The sequence below is a fragment of the Rhizobium beringeri genome (assembly GCF_004306515.1).
In the GTDB taxonomy this organism is placed as follows: Bacteria; Pseudomonadota; Alphaproteobacteria; order Rhizobiales; family Rhizobiaceae; genus Rhizobium; species Rhizobium beringeri.
Map to the genome: position 1 here is coordinate 34063 of NZ_SILG01000004.1, position 17376 is coordinate 51438.

Here is a 17376-nt window from a genome sequence, read left to right on the forward strand (position 1 = left end):
ACACCCTCCAACGCCTAGTAATCGCCAACCGGGATTACGGCTACCGAAGAAGCGCCGTGCTTCCGAGCCAAGGAGGCTGGCGTGCCAACCACAAGCACGTGCTGCGCCTGATGCCGATGTGCCAGTCATGCCTGGAGTCGGATGTCATTGGCACGAACGGTCCGGCGGGATAACTGTGCCTCACTGCGAACGTCCACCTCATAGCGCCGACGCTCCGCCAGCACGGAACTCCTTTTGCCATTGATAAAGGCCATTGCGCGAAATCTCCACTCACGAGCAAACGTGCTAACATTGGCGCTCGCTGCCTGTTTAATCTCGCGACTGAGCGGCCGCCCAGGATCGTTCGTCCTCATTAGTCCTCCGTACGGAGAACTGTTACCATCCTTCGGTCGCAAGATCTGGATGAACTACAGTGGAGTGTGCCGACAAGGATAGGACCCTCTCCTCCTTGAAAGAGCTCAATCGCCAAAAACGATACAGCCTCCGCGACTTCGCAGGTTAGCGTAAGTGCTGAGCGGTCTGGCGTTCAAAGGATAAGGGACGTGAAAGGGTCCGCGCGGGCCGGCAATAAGTCGGTGTCACTGGTGACATCGACGCTGTGGTGCCCTGTGCAGCTGATGCCCTGGGGCGATGGCAGCGATAATGACTTTGCGACAGAGAGGACGGGAGAAGGTTCGCTCGACACCCCATTTGGCGGTAGCATCAACGCCGAGGTATCTGTGGCTCGTGTTGGACGAACCAGGCGATCTTGATACGAGAGGCCTGAAAGGTAACAGCTGTTACTTTTGCCGGGAGTGTACCGACAAGGAGTGATCAGAAAGCTGCCAAAAGCGACTGTTCAAGGCGTGAAGAAAGTTGAGGTATCGGGCGCGAGGCTGCAAAAATCGGCGTCACCGGTGAAGTCGACGTCGTGGCGTGCCATGCACCACATGCCTGGAGCGATTGCAGCGAGAAAGACTTGTGGCTTCCTTTTCGTTATCTAAGCTATTCTCAGCCGGAGCTGACGGACGGGTAGGGCTGTCGGACTAAGGGGAGATCGCTGCAACGATGGGCGCGGGAAGCGATCGGACCGACAGGACGGATATCGCGCCTCGAACCCCCTGCATAGGTAAGTCACCGCCCCGCCCCACGCTACGAGTTAAACGAAGAAGACTGGGAGCAATCGATGTGCAGAAACATAAAACCGCTGTTTAATTTCGATCCGCCGGCGACCGACCAGGAAATACGCGATGCGGCTTTGCAGTTCGTGCGAAAGCTGAGTGGAACGACTAAGCCGTCGAAACGCAATGAGGCAGCGTTCGAGCACGCAATCGTTTCGATCGCGGCATGCGCGCGCGCACTGCTCGATTCGCTCGAGACTTCACATCCGCCGCACAACCGCGAGGAAGAAGCTGCAAGAGCGCGCGCGAGGAACTTGACCCGGTTCGCATGACTTTGCAGGCCCGTCGCGTCGCGGTCAGTCGGTTCGGCTTTTCGGACTTTTGTCTAAAAGGGACGCGGCGCTTGGCGGCAATCTGGTTTTTCAGGTCAGATTTAGTGCATAACGAGCGTGCCGGCGTTCGCCGGTGCGCGTGAGCGCATCTTTCTCTACCAAGTCATGAAGATCGCGCGTCGCTGTCGCTCGCGAGGTCCGCGTGATCGAGATGTAGTTGTCAGCGCTTAATCCGCCTTTAAATCCCCCAGGGCCTTCTCGGAACATCCGAGCGATGGCTTTCTCCTGGCGATCGTTGAACTGCCCGCGGAACCGATCGTAGAAGTGCGCCTTGCTGATATAGAAAGCCACCCGCATTAGGGTGGTCTGTTGCGCATCAAGGATGGTTCCCGCAAAATACACCAGCCATTCGGTGATATCGAGCCTGCGCTGATGCCGTTCGAGCTGATCGTAATAGGCTTTCCGGCCATTCTCGATCGTGTAGGCAAGCGCAATTAAGCTCGGTTGCCCAATATTTTGGGCAAGCGATTTTTCGGCGAGTGCTCGGCCAAGCCTGCCATTCCCATCTTCAAACGGATGGATGCTTTCGAAATACAAATGGCCTATGCCGGCACGGGTAAGAGCGGGCAAGGGGAGTTCACCGAGCGGCGCCGTTTTGTTGAACCACTCGGTGTAGGCCGCCATTTCCGCCGGGACCTGCCTTGATGGTGGGGCTTCATAGTGGATCGTCGGGTTGTCTAGGCGGCCGGACACAATCTGCATGGCATCTTCATGCGTTCGGTATGCGCCGACCGTTCCAATGTGGCGATTGCCTGTCATCAACATGCCGTGCCAGCGAAACAGGGTTTCGTCATTGAGCGGGGCCGACCAAGTGTCGTACACATCGACCATCATTTCCGCGATGCCGCGCTCCTGCGGCTTTGATGGCCGATCGTCGGCATCAAGGCCAAACTGGCGGCGCAACGAGGATTGCACGCTCAATCGATCAAGCATTTCGCCCTCAATCTCGGAGGTTTTCACTGCCTCGTCGCTTAAAAGCTCGATACGAAGCAGATTGCGTTCCTCATCGCTGACATGACGGACTGCGCCGATTACTTCCCCCGATGACAGAAGGAATCGGCTTTCGAGTGGTTCAAGCGGCGCATGATCATATATGAAGTGCGGCCAGCCTTCCTGCGTCCAGTTCCATTTCATGAGTTATAGTCGCCCTTTCTATAACTCACTATAATCCATCGCGATGAGTGATAGAAACGAATTCTATCGCTCATGTGATGGATCGAAGGCTGTCGCGGAGACCCAGAGAGCACCTTGAAAGTTAGAATCGGACATATCTAGAGTGCAGCAAACCCCATATGTAGCCAATCAAACGCGCCTCGTTCCGCCGCATCACAACCCGCACTCATAGGCGTATGAGCCCGAACCGGCGCGCTTCGTCCAACAGCGCTCTCACTGAAGACGGTTGCCATTTTCGGCCACCACGCGGCGGTCGCTCATGCATCTGGTCCAACTGCGCAGCAATCTCGCGCAGCGATAGATCGGGATCGGCGATCGCGATCGCGGCGACCAGCTTCATCAGATTGTCCTCCGGCGGCCGGCGAGGAGAGCGGGCGAGCAGTTCTGGCTCGGCAAGTTTTTCGCGTACCATCCGGTGAACTGCCCGGCGCAACCGTTCGACCGTCCAGCTGTGGCCTTTGCGATTAAGGATTAGCACCACATTATCCCAACTATGTTGCGGTCGCAGCTTGCGGACGGTCGGCAACCATGTCTGCGCCGATGAGATCAGTTCGTCCAGATAAGCCCGATTGCGAGCGGCAGCGACAGCACGGACAGCTTCCGGTCGCCGCTCGCGGAGTCCTGGATTGCCCGCGAGCCGCCCCCGCGCCCTAGCTGCCATCATGCCGGCTTTGGTTCGCTCCGCTATAAGCGCACGCTCGAGCTGGGCTACGGCACCCAATACCTGCAGAGAAAACATGCCTTGCGGCGTCGAGGTGTCGATTGGATCACGAAGGGACCGGAAGTGAACGCCCCTTTTCTCTAGGTCTTCGATGACAGCAAGCAGATGGCTAACGGAGCGCGCTAGCCGATCCAGCCGAACGACTACGAGCACGTCGCCCGAGACAAGTTCGCGGAGAAGCTTGTTCAGGATGGGCCTCACCCTTGATGCCCCGGATCCGTGCTCCTGATGGATACGGTAGCAACCAGCCGCTCGCAACTCGTCCACCTGGGCGTCGTTGACCTGGTCTTCGGTCGACACGCGTGCGTATCCAATTAGCCTCCGGGGAGCGGGATCGGGATTGGGGATTGCAGATCTCGCCATGGAACTCCGATGTCGTCTGTATGGGCGGTTTGTTCAGATAATGCATGCGTCAGGAAACGTTCCTTTGCAAGCGTGTTTTATGTGCGAAATGGAAGGCCACTGAGCGCGCTTTGTGGGCGAAGGCGGGCAGCGAGCCATTCCGGGTGTGTGATGCCCCTCAGTGGCCCTCCACAGTCGAAATGCCGCAAGACTGGCTCTTTTGAGAGAGCGCAGCATCGGGCTGTCGCTTTTAGCAGGCGTTGACGCCAGGGGGAGGGAAGGGAGGGGCGTCAATTCTGCGGATCGAGCGAGCGCCGTTTCACTTGATTAAGCAAAGAAGTCCGCCGAACCGGGGTGCAAAGTGGCGAAAAAGCCCGGATTTCCGGGGAATCCACCGATCTAGGGCGGCCGGCATTCTGATTTGTGCCGCGAAATCAATCTACCATCGATAATCAGTACTCATCGATAGTTAGTACAGGCGCTCGGAGTCGTAATGGATGGCGGAATCAAAGTCTGAGATAACTTCCAGGTAAGGAAGTGTTTACCATGATTTCAAGGCCTTACACTCTCACAAACATCCTTGATTTCTTGATGCGGCGGTAAGCGGAACTGATTTGGTGGCCATGCCGACACAATCAGCATGTCTGACGCAGAAGGGTGGTCGTGCGCAAGGGCCGAGAGCGTTCAGGCGCCTGCTGCAACCAGGGAGGCGAGGGGTGCAATTGATTCCCAGCCGATCGCCGAGATAGTGCCAGAATGTGTTTAAGCATGGAATGTAATGTTCGGTGCTGATTGACAGCGTTATGGCTCAAGGATGATGGCCATTCAGGTAAAAGACACACATGCATTGGGCACGATTGCAGAGGGCGGCTGGGCCGCGATGGGTGACGGCATTGTCGACTGGAAAAGCCTTTGGCCGCTCTTCGATACGACCCCTGCAGACCATCTAGTCGTTGAACATGACGAGCCGGAGGGGTGGCGCAGAATCGCGCAGCGTTCTTACGACTACTTAGTTGCCTGCGGAGCGCGCGGCTGATGGGATGACGGTCCACGATCGTGGTGAGCGCGCTGTTGCGACCTGGTGTTCGCGACAAATAGAGGCTGAAGGTCTATGCACGCGGAAATCATTCCCGTTGCAGGGCTCGGTTGGCTGCCACGGCATCGGGTCAACACCGGCGATTCCTGCACTGACGCAAACCAAGTGGCGCCTGAGATTTTGAAAGACGCGAAGCGCGGGCAAGGCTGTCAGCAATTGCCCGGGCTCGTTCCGCCATACTGGCGCGGGTGGCCATTACACAAAACCGAGCCGTTTTCGAAACGCTCTACCTGAAGACCGGGTTCGGTCACTATTGCAGCCCATGTGAACAACCTAAAAGCTTGCAGGAGCAGGTCCAATGGAATTCCGCAAAACCAATGAAGTCGACACCGACCGCTCTCGGGTTTTCGCGCTACTCGTGTCTTGACCCACGGCCTCTTCAACAAATGCCATGACGGAATCGCCGATTGCCAGATAGGGCTGGGCGATTGAACTCAGAGCAGGCGATAGAAACTGGGCCATGCTGTCATCGTAGCCAATGACGGAGATGTCCGAAGGAACATTCAAGCCGCGCTCGTATAAAACCTGAAGAATGCCAGCGGCTAGAATATCTGATCCGGCGATGACCGCGGTGACGGCGCGACGGTGATCATCCAGCAACATGGTTGCGAGCCGGCGGCCGGGGAGCATATCGTTCGGAGATCGGGGAAAATACTCGCCGAGCACGACTGGGCAGTCTTGTTCGTCAAGCCCGCACAACGAGACCGCTTGTTGAAACGCTTCGGCTCGTCGTTGTTCGGCGTGGCCAGGACCGCCGTCCTTTAAGCCGGTCGCGCGCGCACCGATGAAGGCAACTCTTCTGTGGCCTTCATCGGCCAGGGTCTTAACCGCCGCACGCATCCCTGGGTCTGGATCAATGGCGACGAAATATGCCTGTTCGATATCGTGGCGTTCGACCTGAATGACCGGGATACCCGCCTGGATCAACGGCTGGATGTTTTTGTTTTCTAGTGCATGGCAAAGAATCGTCGCATCAACTCCATGCTCAAGGAACTGCTTTATCCCATTGACCTCCGCTTCAGGGGAGTAGCTGTGATTGACCGTCAGCATCGAGAAGCCGCGGTCGCTGGCAGCTGTGCGGATAGCGTGAGAAATGTGCGTGTAGAAAGGGTTTTCACGCGCCGAAGACAGCACCAGCCCAAGAGAATAGCTCCTTTGCATTCTCAAAGAGCGAGCCTGCAGATTTGGGCGGTACCCTGTGCTCTCAACTGCTTCTAAGACGCGCTTACGGTTCTCGTCCGAGACATACCCTCTGTTGTGGATGACACGGGCCGCCGTTGTTGGCGAAACCTGCGCTTCTCTCGCCACGTCCGCCATTGTCGCCGTTTGGGAACGCATCTCATCTCCTTCGAAATCTCGTAGTCTCACTTGCATTACTGATATCAATATGCAATGTGGTGACGTCACCACACGACGTTTTAATTGGTTATTGGTTGTGTAACCCGGATTTCGCCGCCTAGGAGGGCGGCGCGGGAAGATCAATGGGAGGAGATTCCGTGCGAAACTTTTTACGCATTCTGCCGCTTGCCGCATTGCTTGCTGGAGCCGCTTCGAGCGCCCACGCTCAAGTCGAGCTAAACTTCTGGGACCAGGTTTGGGGACCGGGATCCTACTCACAGCGCGCCCAGCAGCTCGTCGACGACTTTAACAAAAGTCAGGACGACATCCACGTGACCTACCGGTCGGTGCCATGGGCGAACTGGTATGAAACTTACGTGACAGCGATCGCGTCTGGCTCCGCTCCTGACATTTCGACCGGCGCTGGATTTCAAGCAGTCCAGTTTTACAGCATGGACGCCATCTATCCGGTTGACGATCTCGTCAAGGAAATGGAAGCGGACGGCAGCGCAAAGGATTTTGCGCCAGGTACGCTGGAGGCAATGAAATACGACGGCCATTATGTGGCCTTACCGTGGGCCATCGATCTTCGCGGACTGTTTTATCGGAAAGACATTCTCGAAGCGGCAGGGCAGAAGGTCCCAACCAATTGGGACGAATTTCTTGCCGTCAGCAAGGCGGTGACGAAAGACGGTACCTACGGTGTCGTTTCCTCCGGCGATGCGACAGGAATGCATTGGATATTGTCGGCGATGATCAACAATGGCGGGGGCCTGTTCGACGCAGACAAGAAGCCAAACCTCACCGGCGAAAAATCTCTTGCAGCGCTCAATTTTCTGTCCAGCTTCGCGACCGAGAAAGTGCTTAACCCGGCGTCGGCCGGCTATACGAACGACGACGCGCTGGGAAGTTTCAACGCTGGCAAGGCCGCGTTTTACCTCTCGAGCCCGAGTACCGCAGACCAAGCAGGAAAAGAGAAGGACAAGGTCGGAGTCGTGCCGCCGCTTACATCGACTTCCGGCGAGAAGGGGACGATTGGCTGGATCAACAACATCATGGTCTACAAGCAGACCGAGCACCCGGAAGAAACCTTGAAATTTCTGCGTTGGTGGTCCGAAAACCAGAAGGTTCTTTGGACAGAGGGTAAGGCTGGAGGCATTCCGGCACGCGTCTCGTTCCAGCAAGATCCGTATTTCACTGAAAACGATCAAGTCAGCTTCGTGATCAAAAACTATCTGCCGATCGTCAAGCCGATGTCGGCTACCGCCGGTGGTACCTTTCCGCAGCTAAACGAGATCGACGGTGATGGTTTCATGATGAGCCTTGTTCAGAAGCTCTGGCAGGGTCAACCGGCGGGCGAGGTCGTTACGCCTGCTCAGGACCATCTTCAAGAAATTATGGAACAGTAACCGATGACGGCCTCGCTCGTGAAGCGAACTGTCTGGCGCTCCAGCGCCAGACAGTTTCTGACCCCTGACCTGCGCATGACGTTGCTCTTGCTTCTCCCGTCCCTGATCCTGATGCTCGTGGTCATCGGATACCCTATGATCCAAGGCTTCTGGTACAGCTTTACAAACGGCTCGCTGCTCAAGGCCGGCAAGTTCGTCGGCCTGAGAAACTACGGCAAGCTTCTGACCGACCCGTCGTTCTGGCATGCGCTTCGGTTTTCGCTGTACTTCGCCGTCGCCAATATCGTGGGTTGCTACAGCTTGGGACTCGGCCTGGCGCTTCTTCTGCAGAAGGATTTTCCAGGGCGCGGGCTGTTTCGCGTTCTGCTTCTGTTGCCATGGATCGTCCCGTCGCTCGTCGCGATCGTATCCTGGCGGTGGATGATCAACGACGACAAGGCTCTCTTCAACCAGATCATCGTATTTTTCGGGGGAGACCCCGTGTACTTCCTGTCCAGCTCCAATTGGACGATCGCAATGGTTATCGTCATCAAGATCTGGCGCTCATTTCCATTCATGCTGCTATCGCTTCTTGCGGCACTTCAGACGATCGACCGCACGCTTTATGAAGCGGCAGACATCGACGGTGCAACGAAGTGGCAAAGCTTCCGGCATGTCACCATGCCGGCGATAAGCGGCATCTCTGTCGTCCTTTGCCTTCTCATGACGGTCTGGACAGTCAACGACTTCGATACACCTTGGCTCCTTGCTCAAGGAGGACCTGCAAACGCCACCGAGAACCTGGTCGTCCTTGCGTACCGTTACACGTTTGCCCGCAACGATGTCGGCATGGGAGCGGCTGTTTCTTTCGTTACCCTCGCCATTTTGATGGTCATTTTCACTGTCGTCCTGCGTCTGCAAAGGGAGAAGCGCTGATGGCACGTAGACGAATGCATAAAAACTGGGCTCTGACCGGAACGATGACGTTGATTGCCATGGTCATCAACCTGCCCATCATCCTCATGGTTCTCAATTCGTTTCAACCAACTGAAGCAATCGTGGCCCGTCTGACGATCATTCCTCGCGACCCATCATTGCAAAACTATCTGTTCCTCATGGAGGAGACACCATTTCTCAGCTATCTCAGGAACTCTGTCGTGACGGCGCTTGGTGCTACCGTATTTTCCCTGTTTTGCGCCGTCTTCGCGGGCTATGCACTCTCCCGCTTCAAAAACCGCCTGCTGGATGTCTATTCTACCGGCTTGTTTGCAGTTCAGATGTTTCCAATCATCCTGGCTCTGATTCCACTGTTCCTGCTTTTCCGTCCCCTCGGGCTTATCGACACGCCTCTGTCTGTGATCATCGTATACGGGGTGATCAATCTGCCGTTCGTCACGTGGATGGCGCGAAGCTATTTTGACACCATTCCGCGGGAACTGGAGGAAGCAGCACTGATCGACGGCTGTGGTCACTTCGGCGCGTTTTTTCGGGTCGTGTTGCCACTTTCCGGGCCGGGGCTTGCTGCAGTTTCGATCTTTGCTTTCTTGCTCGCATACAACGAGTTTTTTGTTGCGAACGTGTTCCTTCGCACTAAGGCCGCAATGACACTTCCTGTCGGCATACAGATGTTCCTGCAGCAATTCTCGACCGATTGGGGAAGCCTCACGGCCGCGGCATCCGTGACCATGCTTCCAACCCTCATCCTCTTTCTTTTCGTGCAGAAATTCATCACCCACGGCGCGATTGCCGGCGGCGTGAAGGGTTGATCGGAGTCATTATGTCAAAAATCATCAACGTCGGCATCATCGGGTGCGGCGAGGCCTCGCAGATACTTCACATCCCGACGCTGCGCGAACTGTCAGACCGCTTTGCAATCACCGCTCTATGCGATCCCTCCCCAACTGTTCTCAAGGGCGTCGGCGCGGTCGTTCCGGGAGCGTCTCTCTACGATGACGGTTCGTCCCTGCTCGACGATCCTTCGGTTGACGCGGTGCTTGTTGCCAACCCGAACACCTTCCACGCTCCGACGGCCATCGAAGCAATTCAGAAGGGCAAGCATGTCCTAATCGAAAAGCCGATGTGTATGACCTTGACAGAGGCCGACGCTCTTGCGGCCGCCGAGGCCGAAACCGGAATGACGGTGCAGATCGGCTACATGCGCCGTCACGCACCCGCCTTTGAGGATGCGGTCAAAATCGTCGCGGGTATAAGAGACCAGATCAACTTCGCGCGCGTCCACGCAATCATCGGACCCAATTCATCGTTCGTAGAGCCGACATCAAACGTGGTTCGAGGCGATGATATTCCCCAATGGGTGCTCGACAAAACTCGTGAAGACACCGATGCCAAACTTGTAGAGGCGATCGGAACCAGCGAACGTCCACGCGCACTGGTCTACAATCTCCTGCTGGGTCTTTCCTCACACGACGTTTCGGCGATGCGGGAGCTTATCGGTATGCCCAAGCGCGTCCTCCATGCTGGCTTCCGTCGGGAAGGCATGTTTATCACCGCGGCGTTCGACTACGGAGATTTTGTCTGCCATTTCGAAACAGGCATTGACGCAATCGCTCGTTTTAATGCGCATCTTGAGGTGTACGCGCAGGATAAGATCGTCCGCGTCGACTATGACACACCCTACATCCGACACCAGCCTGCGCGTCTGACCGTCACCACGCCAAACACGGCATTCGGCGTCACATCGTGCAGTGGCCACCAGACACGAGGCGATGCCTTTGTCGTGGAATGGAAACGTTTTCACGACGCCATCACTCTGGGGCTTCCCGCGAAGACGACGATTGCCGATGCGCGGCAAGATCTCGAAATCTTTCAACAGATGATGCAGGAGATGTGAAGGCGCCATGGCAAACGTTTCAATAGACCACGTCACAAAATCTTACGGCGCGCTTCACGTGATGCATGGCGTCACGCTCGACATTGAAGATGGCGAATTCATCATTCTCGTTGGTCCCTCTGGGTGCGGCAAGTCAACGCTGCTCAGAATGGTCGCTGGATTAGAGGAAATCACTACTGGCACCGTCTCGATCGGCGATAAGGTCGTCAACGACGCGCGACCAAAAGACCGAAACATAGCGATGGTATTCCAGTCCTACGCTCTTTATCCCCATAAAACCGTCGCCCAGAATATGGGTTTTGCTCTCATGCTGGCCGGCAGGCCGCAAAAAGAGATTGACGATCGGGTCGGGGCAGCGGCGGAGATACTCGATCTCGTCCCGCTTCTGGAACGCCTGCCGAAGCAGCTGTCCGGCGGCCAGCGTCAGCGAGTAGCCATGGGACGGGCGATCGTGCGCGATCCCGAAGTATTTCTGTTCGACGAGCCGCTGTCCAATCTCGACGCAAAGTTGCGTGTGCAGATGCGCACCGAAATCAAGGCGCTTCATCAGCGTCTCAAGACCACGATCATCTACGTCACGCACGATCAGGTCGAAGCGATGACCATGGCCGATCGGATCGTCATCATGAATGGCGGCAGGATTGAGCAGGTTGGGAAACCTCTCGACCTCTACGACAATCCAAACAGTCTTTTTGTCGCCGGGTTCCTGGGCTCGCCGTCCATGAATTTCATCAACGGTCGTGTCGAAGGCGGCCTATTTCAGACTGAACGTGGATTGACGTTTGCTTTGCCGCCGGGCTTGGCAAGCGCGGCCGACGGTCGGCCGCTCGTTGCAGGTATCAGACCGGAGCACATCGAACTTGCCAGTGAAGGAAAGCCCGCGATGGATGCCACAGTCATAGTCGACGAGCCGACTGGGGCGGAGACCCAGATAGCCTTGCGACTTCAAGGCGAAGAATTCCTCGCGACGTTCCGCGATAGGTTGGCGGTCAGGGCAGGAGACACTTTGCCTGTCCATCTTCCCCTCGAAAGACTTTACCTTTTTGACAAGGCCACCGGCCTTCGCATCTCATCAGGAGATAAGCTATGAAGACACTTGTTCAACTTTATTCCGCGCGCAACTTCACGCCGTGGGATAGAATCCTCGATCAGGTCAAGTCATCCGCATACGACGGAGTAGAAGGCTTTTTCGCTAACTACGAAGACCCGGCTGCGTTTCGGAGGCTGCTCGATGAGCGCGGTCTCATTATGCCTCAGGGACACTTCGGCCTCGACCTTCTCGAAAGCAACTTCGAAAAGGCGATTTCGATTGCTCGCACGCTTGGCATAGACACTGTGATTGCGCCATGGCTTGCCCCTGAAGACCGGCCTGCCGACCTTGCAGGATGGAAGATATTAGCGGCAAGGCTGGACTTACTCGACCACAAAGTTCGAGGCGAAGGATTCGACTTCGCGTGGCACAATCACGATTTTGAGTTTGTACCGGTCGAAAATGGACTTATTCCAATGGACATTCTGCTCGACGCTGCGCCTGAGATGAATTGGGAAGCAGACCTCGGCTGGATCTTGAGAGCTGGGGGCGATCCGTTGGATTGGCTCAGGGCTCGGGCAGAACGCGTCGTCGCGGTCCATCTCAAGGACGTCCAGCCCAACCACGCCACTGCCCTCGAAGACGGCTGGGCCGATCTTGGACATGGCGTGAGTGACTGGCGTCCGATCTTCGAGGAGTTCGAAAAACTTCCGTACCTCAAGGCTCATGTGGCCGAGCATGATAATCCCATCGACTTGGATCGTTTCCTGCATCGCTGGTCGCAAAGTTTCAAGACCCTTGCTTCCCAGAAATAGCGTTCTGACCCTGTGAGCGAGCTTACAAGGCCGCTACGTAGGTTGTGGCTCAAACACCATGCAAAACAGGATCAACGACATGAAAACGATCAAGGGCCCCGGCCTTTTCCTTGGCCAGTTTGCGGGCGATACCGCACCTTTCGACTCCTGGGACGCGATCACCAAATGGGCTGCCGACATCGGCTACAAGGGCGTCCAGGTGCCGACCTGGGCCAGCCAGCTGATCGATCTGAAGAAGGCTGCCACCTCCAAGGCCTATTGCGACGAATTCGCCGGCAAGGCTCGCGAAAACGGCATCGAGATCACCGAACTCTCCACTTACCTGCAAGGCCAGCTCGTCGCGGTGCATCCGGCCTATGACGAAGCCTTCGACGGGTTCGCTGCACCGGAGGTGCGCGGCAATCCGAAGGCGCGTCAGGAATGGGCGGTCGAGCAGGTCAAGATGGCGCTGACCGCATCCAAGAACCTCGGGCTTACGGCGCATGCGACCTTCTCCGGCGCGCTTGCCTGGCCCTTCATCTATCCCTGGCCGCAGCGTCCTGCCGGCCTGGTCGAGACTGCCTTCGACGAGCTTGCCCGCCGCTGGACGCCGATCCTCAACCATGCGGACGAGAACGGTATCGACGTCTGCTACGAGATCCACCCGGGCGAGGACCTGCATGACGGCATCACCTTTGAGATGTTCCTGGAGCGGGTGAAGAACCATCCTCGCGCCAACATGCTCTACGATCCCTCGCACTATGTCCTGCAGTGCCTCGATTATCTCGACAATATCGACATCTACAAAGACCGCATCAAGATGTTCCACGTCAAGGATGCTGAGTTCAATCCGACCGGGCGCCAGGGCGTCTACGGTGGGTATCAGGGCTGGGTCGAACGCGCCGGCCGGTTCCGTTCGCTCGGCGACGGTCAGGTCGATTTCGGCGCGGTGTTCTCGAAGATGACGGCGAATAATTTCGACGGCTGGGCCGTGGTCGAATGGGAATGCGCGCTGAAGCATCCGGATTACGGTGCCCGGGAGGGCGCCGAATTCGTTGCCGCCCATATCATCCGCGTCACCGAGAAAGCCTTCGACGATTTCGCCGGCAGCGGCACGGACCAGGCGGCGAACCGGCGGATGCTGGGGCTCTAACGCATAGGGGTGCTGTGATGCTGCCCCTCACCCTAACCCTCTCCCCGTTTTGACGGGGAGAGGGGACTTGCCACACCAAACGCAGAGATTGCCGTACACACAGCGGCATATCCCTTTGCCCCGTTAGCGGGCGTCCGAAGGACGGTGGCGACAGCCGGATGAGGGGCATGGGTCCGCACCAAGTTAAATTTCAGGAGGAATCAATGGCAATCGAAGCATCATCCGAACAGACACGCGAGCCGCGCATCCGGCTCGGCATGGTGGGCGGCGGGGCGGGCGCGTTTATCGGCGCGGTGCACCGTATCGCGGCACGTATCGACGATCAGTACGATCTCATCGCCGGCGCGCTGTCGGCTTCGCCCGAAAAGGCGATCGCATCCGGACGCGACCTCGGTCTCGATTCGTCGCGGACTTATTCCAGCTATCGCGAGATGGCGATCCGCGAGGCGAAGCTGAAGAACGGCATCGAGGCGGTGGCGATCGTCACGCCGAACCATGTTCACTACGATGCAGCCAAGGAATTCCTGAAGCGCGGCATTCATGTCATCTGCGACAAGCCGCTGACATCCAACCTTGCCGATGCGAAGAAGCTGAAGAAGATCGCCGACGAGAGCGGCGCACTCTTCGTGCTGACGCATAATTACACCGGCTATCCGATGGTCCGCCAGGCGCGGGAGATGATCGCGAATGGCGAACTCGGCGACATCCGCGTCGTCCAGGCCGAATATCCGCAGGACTGGCTGACGGAAGCGGTCGAGCAAACCGGCCAGAAACAGGCCGCCTGGCGCACCGATCCGGCGCAGTCCGGCGTCGGCGGCTCGACCGGCGATATCGGCACGCATGCCTATAATCTCGCCGCCTTCATATCAGGTCTTGAGCTCGACAGCCTCGCCGCCGACCTCGACAGCTTTGTTCCGGGCCGCCGGCTGGACGACAATGCGCATGTCATGCTGCGCTTCAAGGCAAAGGGCTCGGAGAAGCCGGCCAAGGGCATGCTCTGGTGCAGCCAGGTGGCCCCCGGCCATGAAAACGGCCTGATGGTGCGTGTCTACGGCACCAAGGGCGGGCTGGAATGGACCCAGAAGGACCCGAACTACTTGTGGTACACGCCTTTCGGCGAGCCGAAGCGGCTGATCACCCGGGGCGGCGCCGGTTCAGGCGCGGCTGCCGGCCGTGTCACGCGCGTGCCGTCAGGGCATCCGGAAGGTTATCTCGAAGCCTTTGCGACGATCTATACCGAAGCCGCGCATGCGATCAACGCCCGCAAGAAGGGCAAGGCCGTCGACAAGGCGGTGGTCTACCCCACAGTCGATGACGGCGTGAAGGGTGTGGCCTTCGTCGAAGCCTGCGTCGCGTCTTCGAAGAAGAACGGCGCTTGGGTCAAGGTCTAGAGACACGCCATGTGGTTCCATAAATAACTGTTACGCAGCAAGGGCTTGCTTTTTGGCGCTGGCGAAAGTGAGCGGTAGGTCGACGGTTCGAAGTGGTTCAACTGCAAAGCCTGATGACAGGGTCTCTCCCGTCAAGGCGCGTAATCAGTTTGGTCGCGAGCTCCACCCCAGCAAACTCCGCGAGCGGCGACTATGCCGGCGCTCTTGGCATCGGAGCTCAGAACGCCGGTAGCACGGTCGACATGGACGGTTGGCTTCAGCGTGCCGACGGCTGCTTTTCCGCGCTTCTGACCGACGGTTGGATCATAACCCGAAGCTCCGCGAGCGCCTGCTCTCGTTCCGGATGAGCGGATGCAAAACGCCCGAGGTCGAGTATCGGAAGCGTCCTTGTTGCAGCGGCCACGGCATTATCCTTCTTGATGAAATTATTACGCCGGAAATGGTGAGCTCAGATCTTGAAGATGGGCATCCGCCTTACCCTTGCGGACAATGCCCGCAGTCGTCATCTTCTTCCTAGGGTGTACGTGCTCCCGCATCAGCTTCTCCGGGATTCGCTTTTTTGTTCTGTCCCGGCAGCGAGCAAAAAGAACTGCGCCAGGAATAGATAACGCCAAGGCTATGTTCAGGGCGCGACACGCACGATCAGCTTTCCGAAATTTTTCCCTTCCAGAAGGCCAAGAAAAGCCTCCGGAGCGTTTTCAAGGCCGTCAACGATATCTTCCTTGTACTTCAGCCGTCCTTCGGAGATCCACGCTCCGGCTTGCTGATAGAAGTCAGGACGCTGGTCGGCAAATTCGCGCTGTATGAAGCCTCGTATGGTGAGGCTTTTCCGCAGGATGGCACGCATCACAGCAGGAAGCTGATCACGTCTGCTCGCGACAGAGGAGGTTTCGTTGTAATGCGCGATGAGCCCGCAGACCGGTATGCGTGCGAAGTCGTTCAGCAATGGAAACACCGCGCTCCAGACGTGGCCACCAACATTCTCGAAATAGACATCAATTCCGTTCGGACAGGCAGCTGCGAGTTGTGCCGGAAAATCGCTCGAATGATGGTCTATCGCGACATCGAAGCCGAGCTCTTGGCGTAAGTGGTGACATTTCTTGGACCCGCCTGCGATTCCGACAACACGCGCACCGTAAATCTTTGCCATCTGCCCAACTGCCGAGCCAACCGCGCCGCTCGCTGCTGCGACCACAAGTGTTTCCCCGGCTTTGGGTTTGCCGATATTGCGAAGCCCGGCATAAGCCGTGAAGCCGGGCATTCCAAGAATGCCAAGCGCTGTCGTGATCGGTGCGGTTTCCGGATCGAGCTTCTGCAAGCCCGTGCCATCTGAAATCGCATAGCTCTGCCAGCCGGAATGCGAGAGGACGATATCCCCCACCTTGAACGCCGTGTTGCGGCTGCGTGCGACGTGCGCAACCGTGTCCCCTTCCATCACACCGCCGATTTCGACCGGCTTGGCATAGGACTTGGCATCGTCCATGCGGCCCCGCATGTAGGGGTCAAGGGAAAGATAAAGCGTCTGGAGAAGAACCTCGCCCTCGGCGAGATCTCGAACCGTCTCCCGCTCGAGCCGGAAATTCGCGGCCACCGGCTTTCCGGATGGGCGCGATGCAAGGACGATGCGGGTGGTAACGGGTGGACTAGTCATGGGTGTGCTCCTCTTCGGATTTTTCCTTGGTGTATCAGGAATTTGCTTCAAGCGAACTGAGCGCTCGCCATCTGGGGCCCACCGGAGCACCGCTTGTCGCCGTACCACGGGCGCATTTTGAATGGCCGCATGATTTTATCCTTCAACCGATACCAATTTAAGGAATTATGCAGCAACCGACCTCCGACGGTTCCCCACACGAAACGAAGTCGAGAACACCTGCTGACGCATGACTATACGGTCATCAGTCGGCGCTCGTTGTCTGATGGCCAGGTTGCTGGTGATCCAACTGCCCGCGCACCTCGTTTCCGCGTCTCAGCAGATTGAGGATTGGACAGATCTTTTCCACGGTCGCCTGCAGTCTGGCGATGTCCGCGGTGCTTGCGGGAGATACCAGGGTGACCAGGTAGTTGATGTCCTGGGGATAGACGGGAATGTCTTCATATCCGTCTGCACCTGCACGCGGATCGATCGTGGCGGAGACTTCCGCATGCAGCGACTCAAGCGGCACGCCCTGATCGGAAGCATGGATCAGAAAGGTATGGGTCAGGCAGCTCGAAAGCGCGCCGAGCAGCAGTTCTGGAGACGACGGACCCAGATTGTAGCCGGCGAAATCGGGCGGGCTGTCGGAAATGACCTGAAAATCCCGTATTCGGATACGACGTACGCCGCTGCGGCCCTCTGCGCTTGCACTGGCCTTCAATGTGACCGCGCCCAGTTCGCCTTTTTTGACGCGCGCCCGCCGATCGAGTAGTGCTTCGCGCTTCTGTCGGAGATATTCATTCAAAGTTGTCATCGCTTGCTAATATTCCCTGTTGTCAAGACCGATGCCGGGATGGCCGAAGCGGATCGTCGTTTCTTCGCCAGAGACGGATCCAGGCGAGGCAATAAGCGCGGCAAGCACCGTGCGGCGAAGCATCCGCCGGGCGTTCGAAAATCTCATTGTTAAAATCGAC

16 protein-coding genes are annotated in these 17376 nt (G+C 57.3%); 10 read left to right on the top strand and 6 right to left on the bottom strand.

Annotation, left to right across the window (positions count from 1 at the left end):
- Positions 1 to 1165: 1165 nt before the first annotated feature.
- The gene (locus ELH03_RS29825; RefSeq protein WP_128401852.1) at positions 1166 to 1432 is read left to right on the top strand and encodes a DUF2277 domain-containing protein; all 267 of its coding nucleotides are present in this window, start codon (positions 1166 to 1168) and stop codon (positions 1430 to 1432) included.
- A 90-nt stretch (positions 1433 to 1522) separates the two neighbouring features.
- Here ELH03_RS29825 and ELH03_RS29830 read toward each other — a convergent pair whose 3' ends face one another.
- Both ELH03_RS29830 and ELH03_RS29835 read right to left on the bottom strand, forming a co-directional pair.
- Positions 1523 to 2626: a Fic family protein gene (locus tag ELH03_RS29830; protein ID WP_128401853.1), complete on the bottom strand. Its 1104-nt coding sequence runs from the start codon at positions 2624 to 2626 to the stop codon at positions 1523 to 1525.
- A gap of 205 nt (positions 2627 to 2831) precedes the next feature.
- Positions 2832 to 3749 (bottom strand): recombinase family protein, encoded by a 918-nt coding sequence (locus tag ELH03_RS29835; protein WP_130767407.1) that lies wholly within the window; start codon positions 3747 to 3749, stop codon positions 2832 to 2834.
- Between the two features lie 793 nt (positions 3750 to 4542).
- On the opposite strand from ELH03_RS29835, the gene ELH03_RS29840 reads away from it, so the two are divergent.
- Complete coding sequence (locus tag ELH03_RS29840; protein WP_130806847.1) at positions 4543 to 4764, top strand: hypothetical protein; 222 nt, start codon at positions 4543 to 4545, stop codon at positions 4762 to 4764.
- A gap of 333 nt (positions 4765 to 5097) precedes the next feature.
- Here the strand turns inward: ELH03_RS29840 and ELH03_RS29845 are convergent, their stop codons facing one another.
- Entirely contained in the window at positions 5098 to 6162 is a 1065-nt protein-coding gene (locus ELH03_RS29845) for a LacI family DNA-binding transcriptional regulator (RefSeq protein ID WP_164902063.1), read from the bottom strand.
- A 158-nt stretch (positions 6163 to 6320) separates the two neighbouring features.
- Between ELH03_RS29845 and ELH03_RS29850 the strand changes: the two genes are divergently transcribed.
- The 8 genes from ELH03_RS29850 (at position 6321) to ELH03_RS29885 (ending at position 14769) form a co-directional block, all read left to right on the top strand.
- Positions 6321 to 7571 (top strand): ABC transporter substrate-binding protein, encoded by a 1251-nt coding sequence (locus tag ELH03_RS29850; protein ID WP_130767696.1) that lies wholly within the window; start codon positions 6321 to 6323, stop codon positions 7569 to 7571.
- 3 nt (positions 7572 to 7574) lie between these two features.
- The gene (locus ELH03_RS29855) at positions 7575 to 8486 is read left to right on the top strand and encodes a carbohydrate ABC transporter permease (RefSeq protein WP_245457588.1); all 912 of its coding nucleotides are present in this window, start codon (positions 7575 to 7577) and stop codon (positions 8484 to 8486) included.
- Positions 8486 to 9316, top strand: coding sequence for a carbohydrate ABC transporter permease (locus ELH03_RS29860; RefSeq protein ID WP_105008637.1), 831 nt, complete (start codon positions 8486 to 8488; stop codon positions 9314 to 9316). The genes ELH03_RS29855 and ELH03_RS29860 overlap by 1 nt, the downstream gene beginning before the upstream one ends.
- Before the next feature lie 11 nt (positions 9317 to 9327).
- Positions 9328 to 10401 (top strand): Gfo/Idh/MocA family protein, encoded by a 1074-nt coding sequence (locus ELH03_RS29865; RefSeq protein WP_128401859.1) that lies wholly within the window; start codon positions 9328 to 9330, stop codon positions 10399 to 10401.
- 7 nt (positions 10402 to 10408) lie between these two features.
- The gene (locus ELH03_RS29870; protein ID WP_105008639.1) at positions 10409 to 11491 is read left to right on the top strand and encodes an ABC transporter ATP-binding protein; all 1083 of its coding nucleotides are present in this window, start codon (positions 10409 to 10411) and stop codon (positions 11489 to 11491) included.
- Positions 11488 to 12246: a sugar phosphate isomerase/epimerase family protein gene (locus ELH03_RS29875; protein ID WP_130767695.1), complete on the top strand. Its 759-nt coding sequence runs from the start codon at positions 11488 to 11490 to the stop codon at positions 12244 to 12246. The genes ELH03_RS29870 and ELH03_RS29875 overlap by 4 nt, the downstream gene beginning before the upstream one ends.
- Positions 12247 to 12325: 79 nt before the next feature.
- A complete protein-coding gene (locus ELH03_RS29880) occupies positions 12326 to 13378 on the top strand; it encodes a sugar phosphate isomerase/epimerase family protein (protein WP_130806849.1) in 1053 nt (350 codons plus the stop codon).
- Positions 13379 to 13581: 203 nt separating this feature from the next.
- Positions 13582 to 14769 (top strand): Gfo/Idh/MocA family protein, encoded by a 1188-nt coding sequence (locus ELH03_RS29885; RefSeq protein WP_130767175.1) that lies wholly within the window; start codon positions 13582 to 13584, stop codon positions 14767 to 14769.
- A gap of 622 nt (positions 14770 to 15391) precedes the next feature.
- Here the strand turns inward: ELH03_RS29885 and curA are convergent.
- The 3 genes from curA to ELH03_RS37610 form a co-directional block, all read right to left on the bottom strand.
- Entirely contained in the window at positions 15392 to 16420 is a 1029-nt protein-coding gene (gene curA, locus ELH03_RS29895) for an NADPH-dependent curcumin/dihydrocurcumin reductase (protein WP_130767408.1), read from the bottom strand.
- 244 nt (positions 16421 to 16664) lie between these two features.
- Positions 16665 to 17216, bottom strand: coding sequence for an OsmC family protein (locus ELH03_RS29900; protein ID WP_130767176.1), 552 nt, complete (start codon positions 17214 to 17216; stop codon positions 16665 to 16667).
- Positions 17217 to 17222: 6 nt separating this feature from the next.
- Positions 17223 to 17363, bottom strand: coding sequence for a hypothetical protein (locus ELH03_RS37610; protein ID WP_165420546.1), 141 nt, complete (start codon positions 17361 to 17363; stop codon positions 17223 to 17225).
- Positions 17364 to 17376 lie beyond the last annotated feature (13 nt).

Bases quoted from the DNA above. Each gene is read 5' to 3' on its own strand.
- ELH03_RS29825 (WP_128401852.1), top strand. From the start codon at position 1,166: ATGTGCAGAAACATAAAACCGCTGTTTAATTTCGATCCGCCGGCGACC.
- ELH03_RS29830 (WP_128401853.1), bottom strand. From the start codon at position 2,626: ATGAAATGGAACTGGACGCAGGAAGGCTGGCCGCACTTCATATATGAT.
- ELH03_RS29835 (WP_130767407.1), bottom strand. From the start codon at position 3,749: ATGGCGAGATCTGCAATCCCCAATCCCGATCCCGCTCCCCGGAGGCTA.
- ELH03_RS29840 (WP_130806847.1), top strand. From the start codon at position 4,543: ATGATGGCCATTCAGGTAAAAGACACACATGCATTGGGCACGATTGCA.
- ELH03_RS29845 (WP_164902063.1), bottom strand. From the start codon at position 6,162: ATGCGTTCCCAAACGGCGACAATGGCGGACGTGGCGAGAGAAGCGCAG.
- ELH03_RS29855 (WP_245457588.1), top strand. From the start codon at position 7,575: ATGACGGCCTCGCTCGTGAAGCGAACTGTCTGGCGCTCCAGCGCCAGA.
- ELH03_RS29860 (WP_105008637.1), top strand. From the start codon at position 8,486: ATGGCACGTAGACGAATGCATAAAAACTGGGCTCTGACCGGAACGATG.
- ELH03_RS29865 (WP_128401859.1), top strand. From the start codon at position 9,328: ATGTCAAAAATCATCAACGTCGGCATCATCGGGTGCGGCGAGGCCTCG.
- ELH03_RS29870 (WP_105008639.1), top strand. From the start codon at position 10,409: ATGGCAAACGTTTCAATAGACCACGTCACAAAATCTTACGGCGCGCTT.
- ELH03_RS29875 (WP_130767695.1), top strand. From the start codon at position 11,488: ATGAAGACACTTGTTCAACTTTATTCCGCGCGCAACTTCACGCCGTGG.
- ELH03_RS29880 (WP_130806849.1), top strand. From the start codon at position 12,326: ATGAAAACGATCAAGGGCCCCGGCCTTTTCCTTGGCCAGTTTGCGGGC.
- ELH03_RS29885 (WP_130767175.1), top strand. From the start codon at position 13,582: ATGGCAATCGAAGCATCATCCGAACAGACACGCGAGCCGCGCATCCGG.
- curA (WP_130767408.1), bottom strand. From the start codon at position 16,420: ATGACTAGTCCACCCGTTACCACCCGCATCGTCCTTGCATCGCGCCCA.
- ELH03_RS29900 (WP_130767176.1), bottom strand. From the start codon at position 17,216: ATGACAACTTTGAATGAATATCTCCGACAGAAGCGCGAAGCACTACTC.
- ELH03_RS37610 (WP_165420546.1), bottom strand. From the start codon at position 17,363: ATGAGATTTTCGAACGCCCGGCGGATGCTTCGCCGCACGGTGCTTGCC.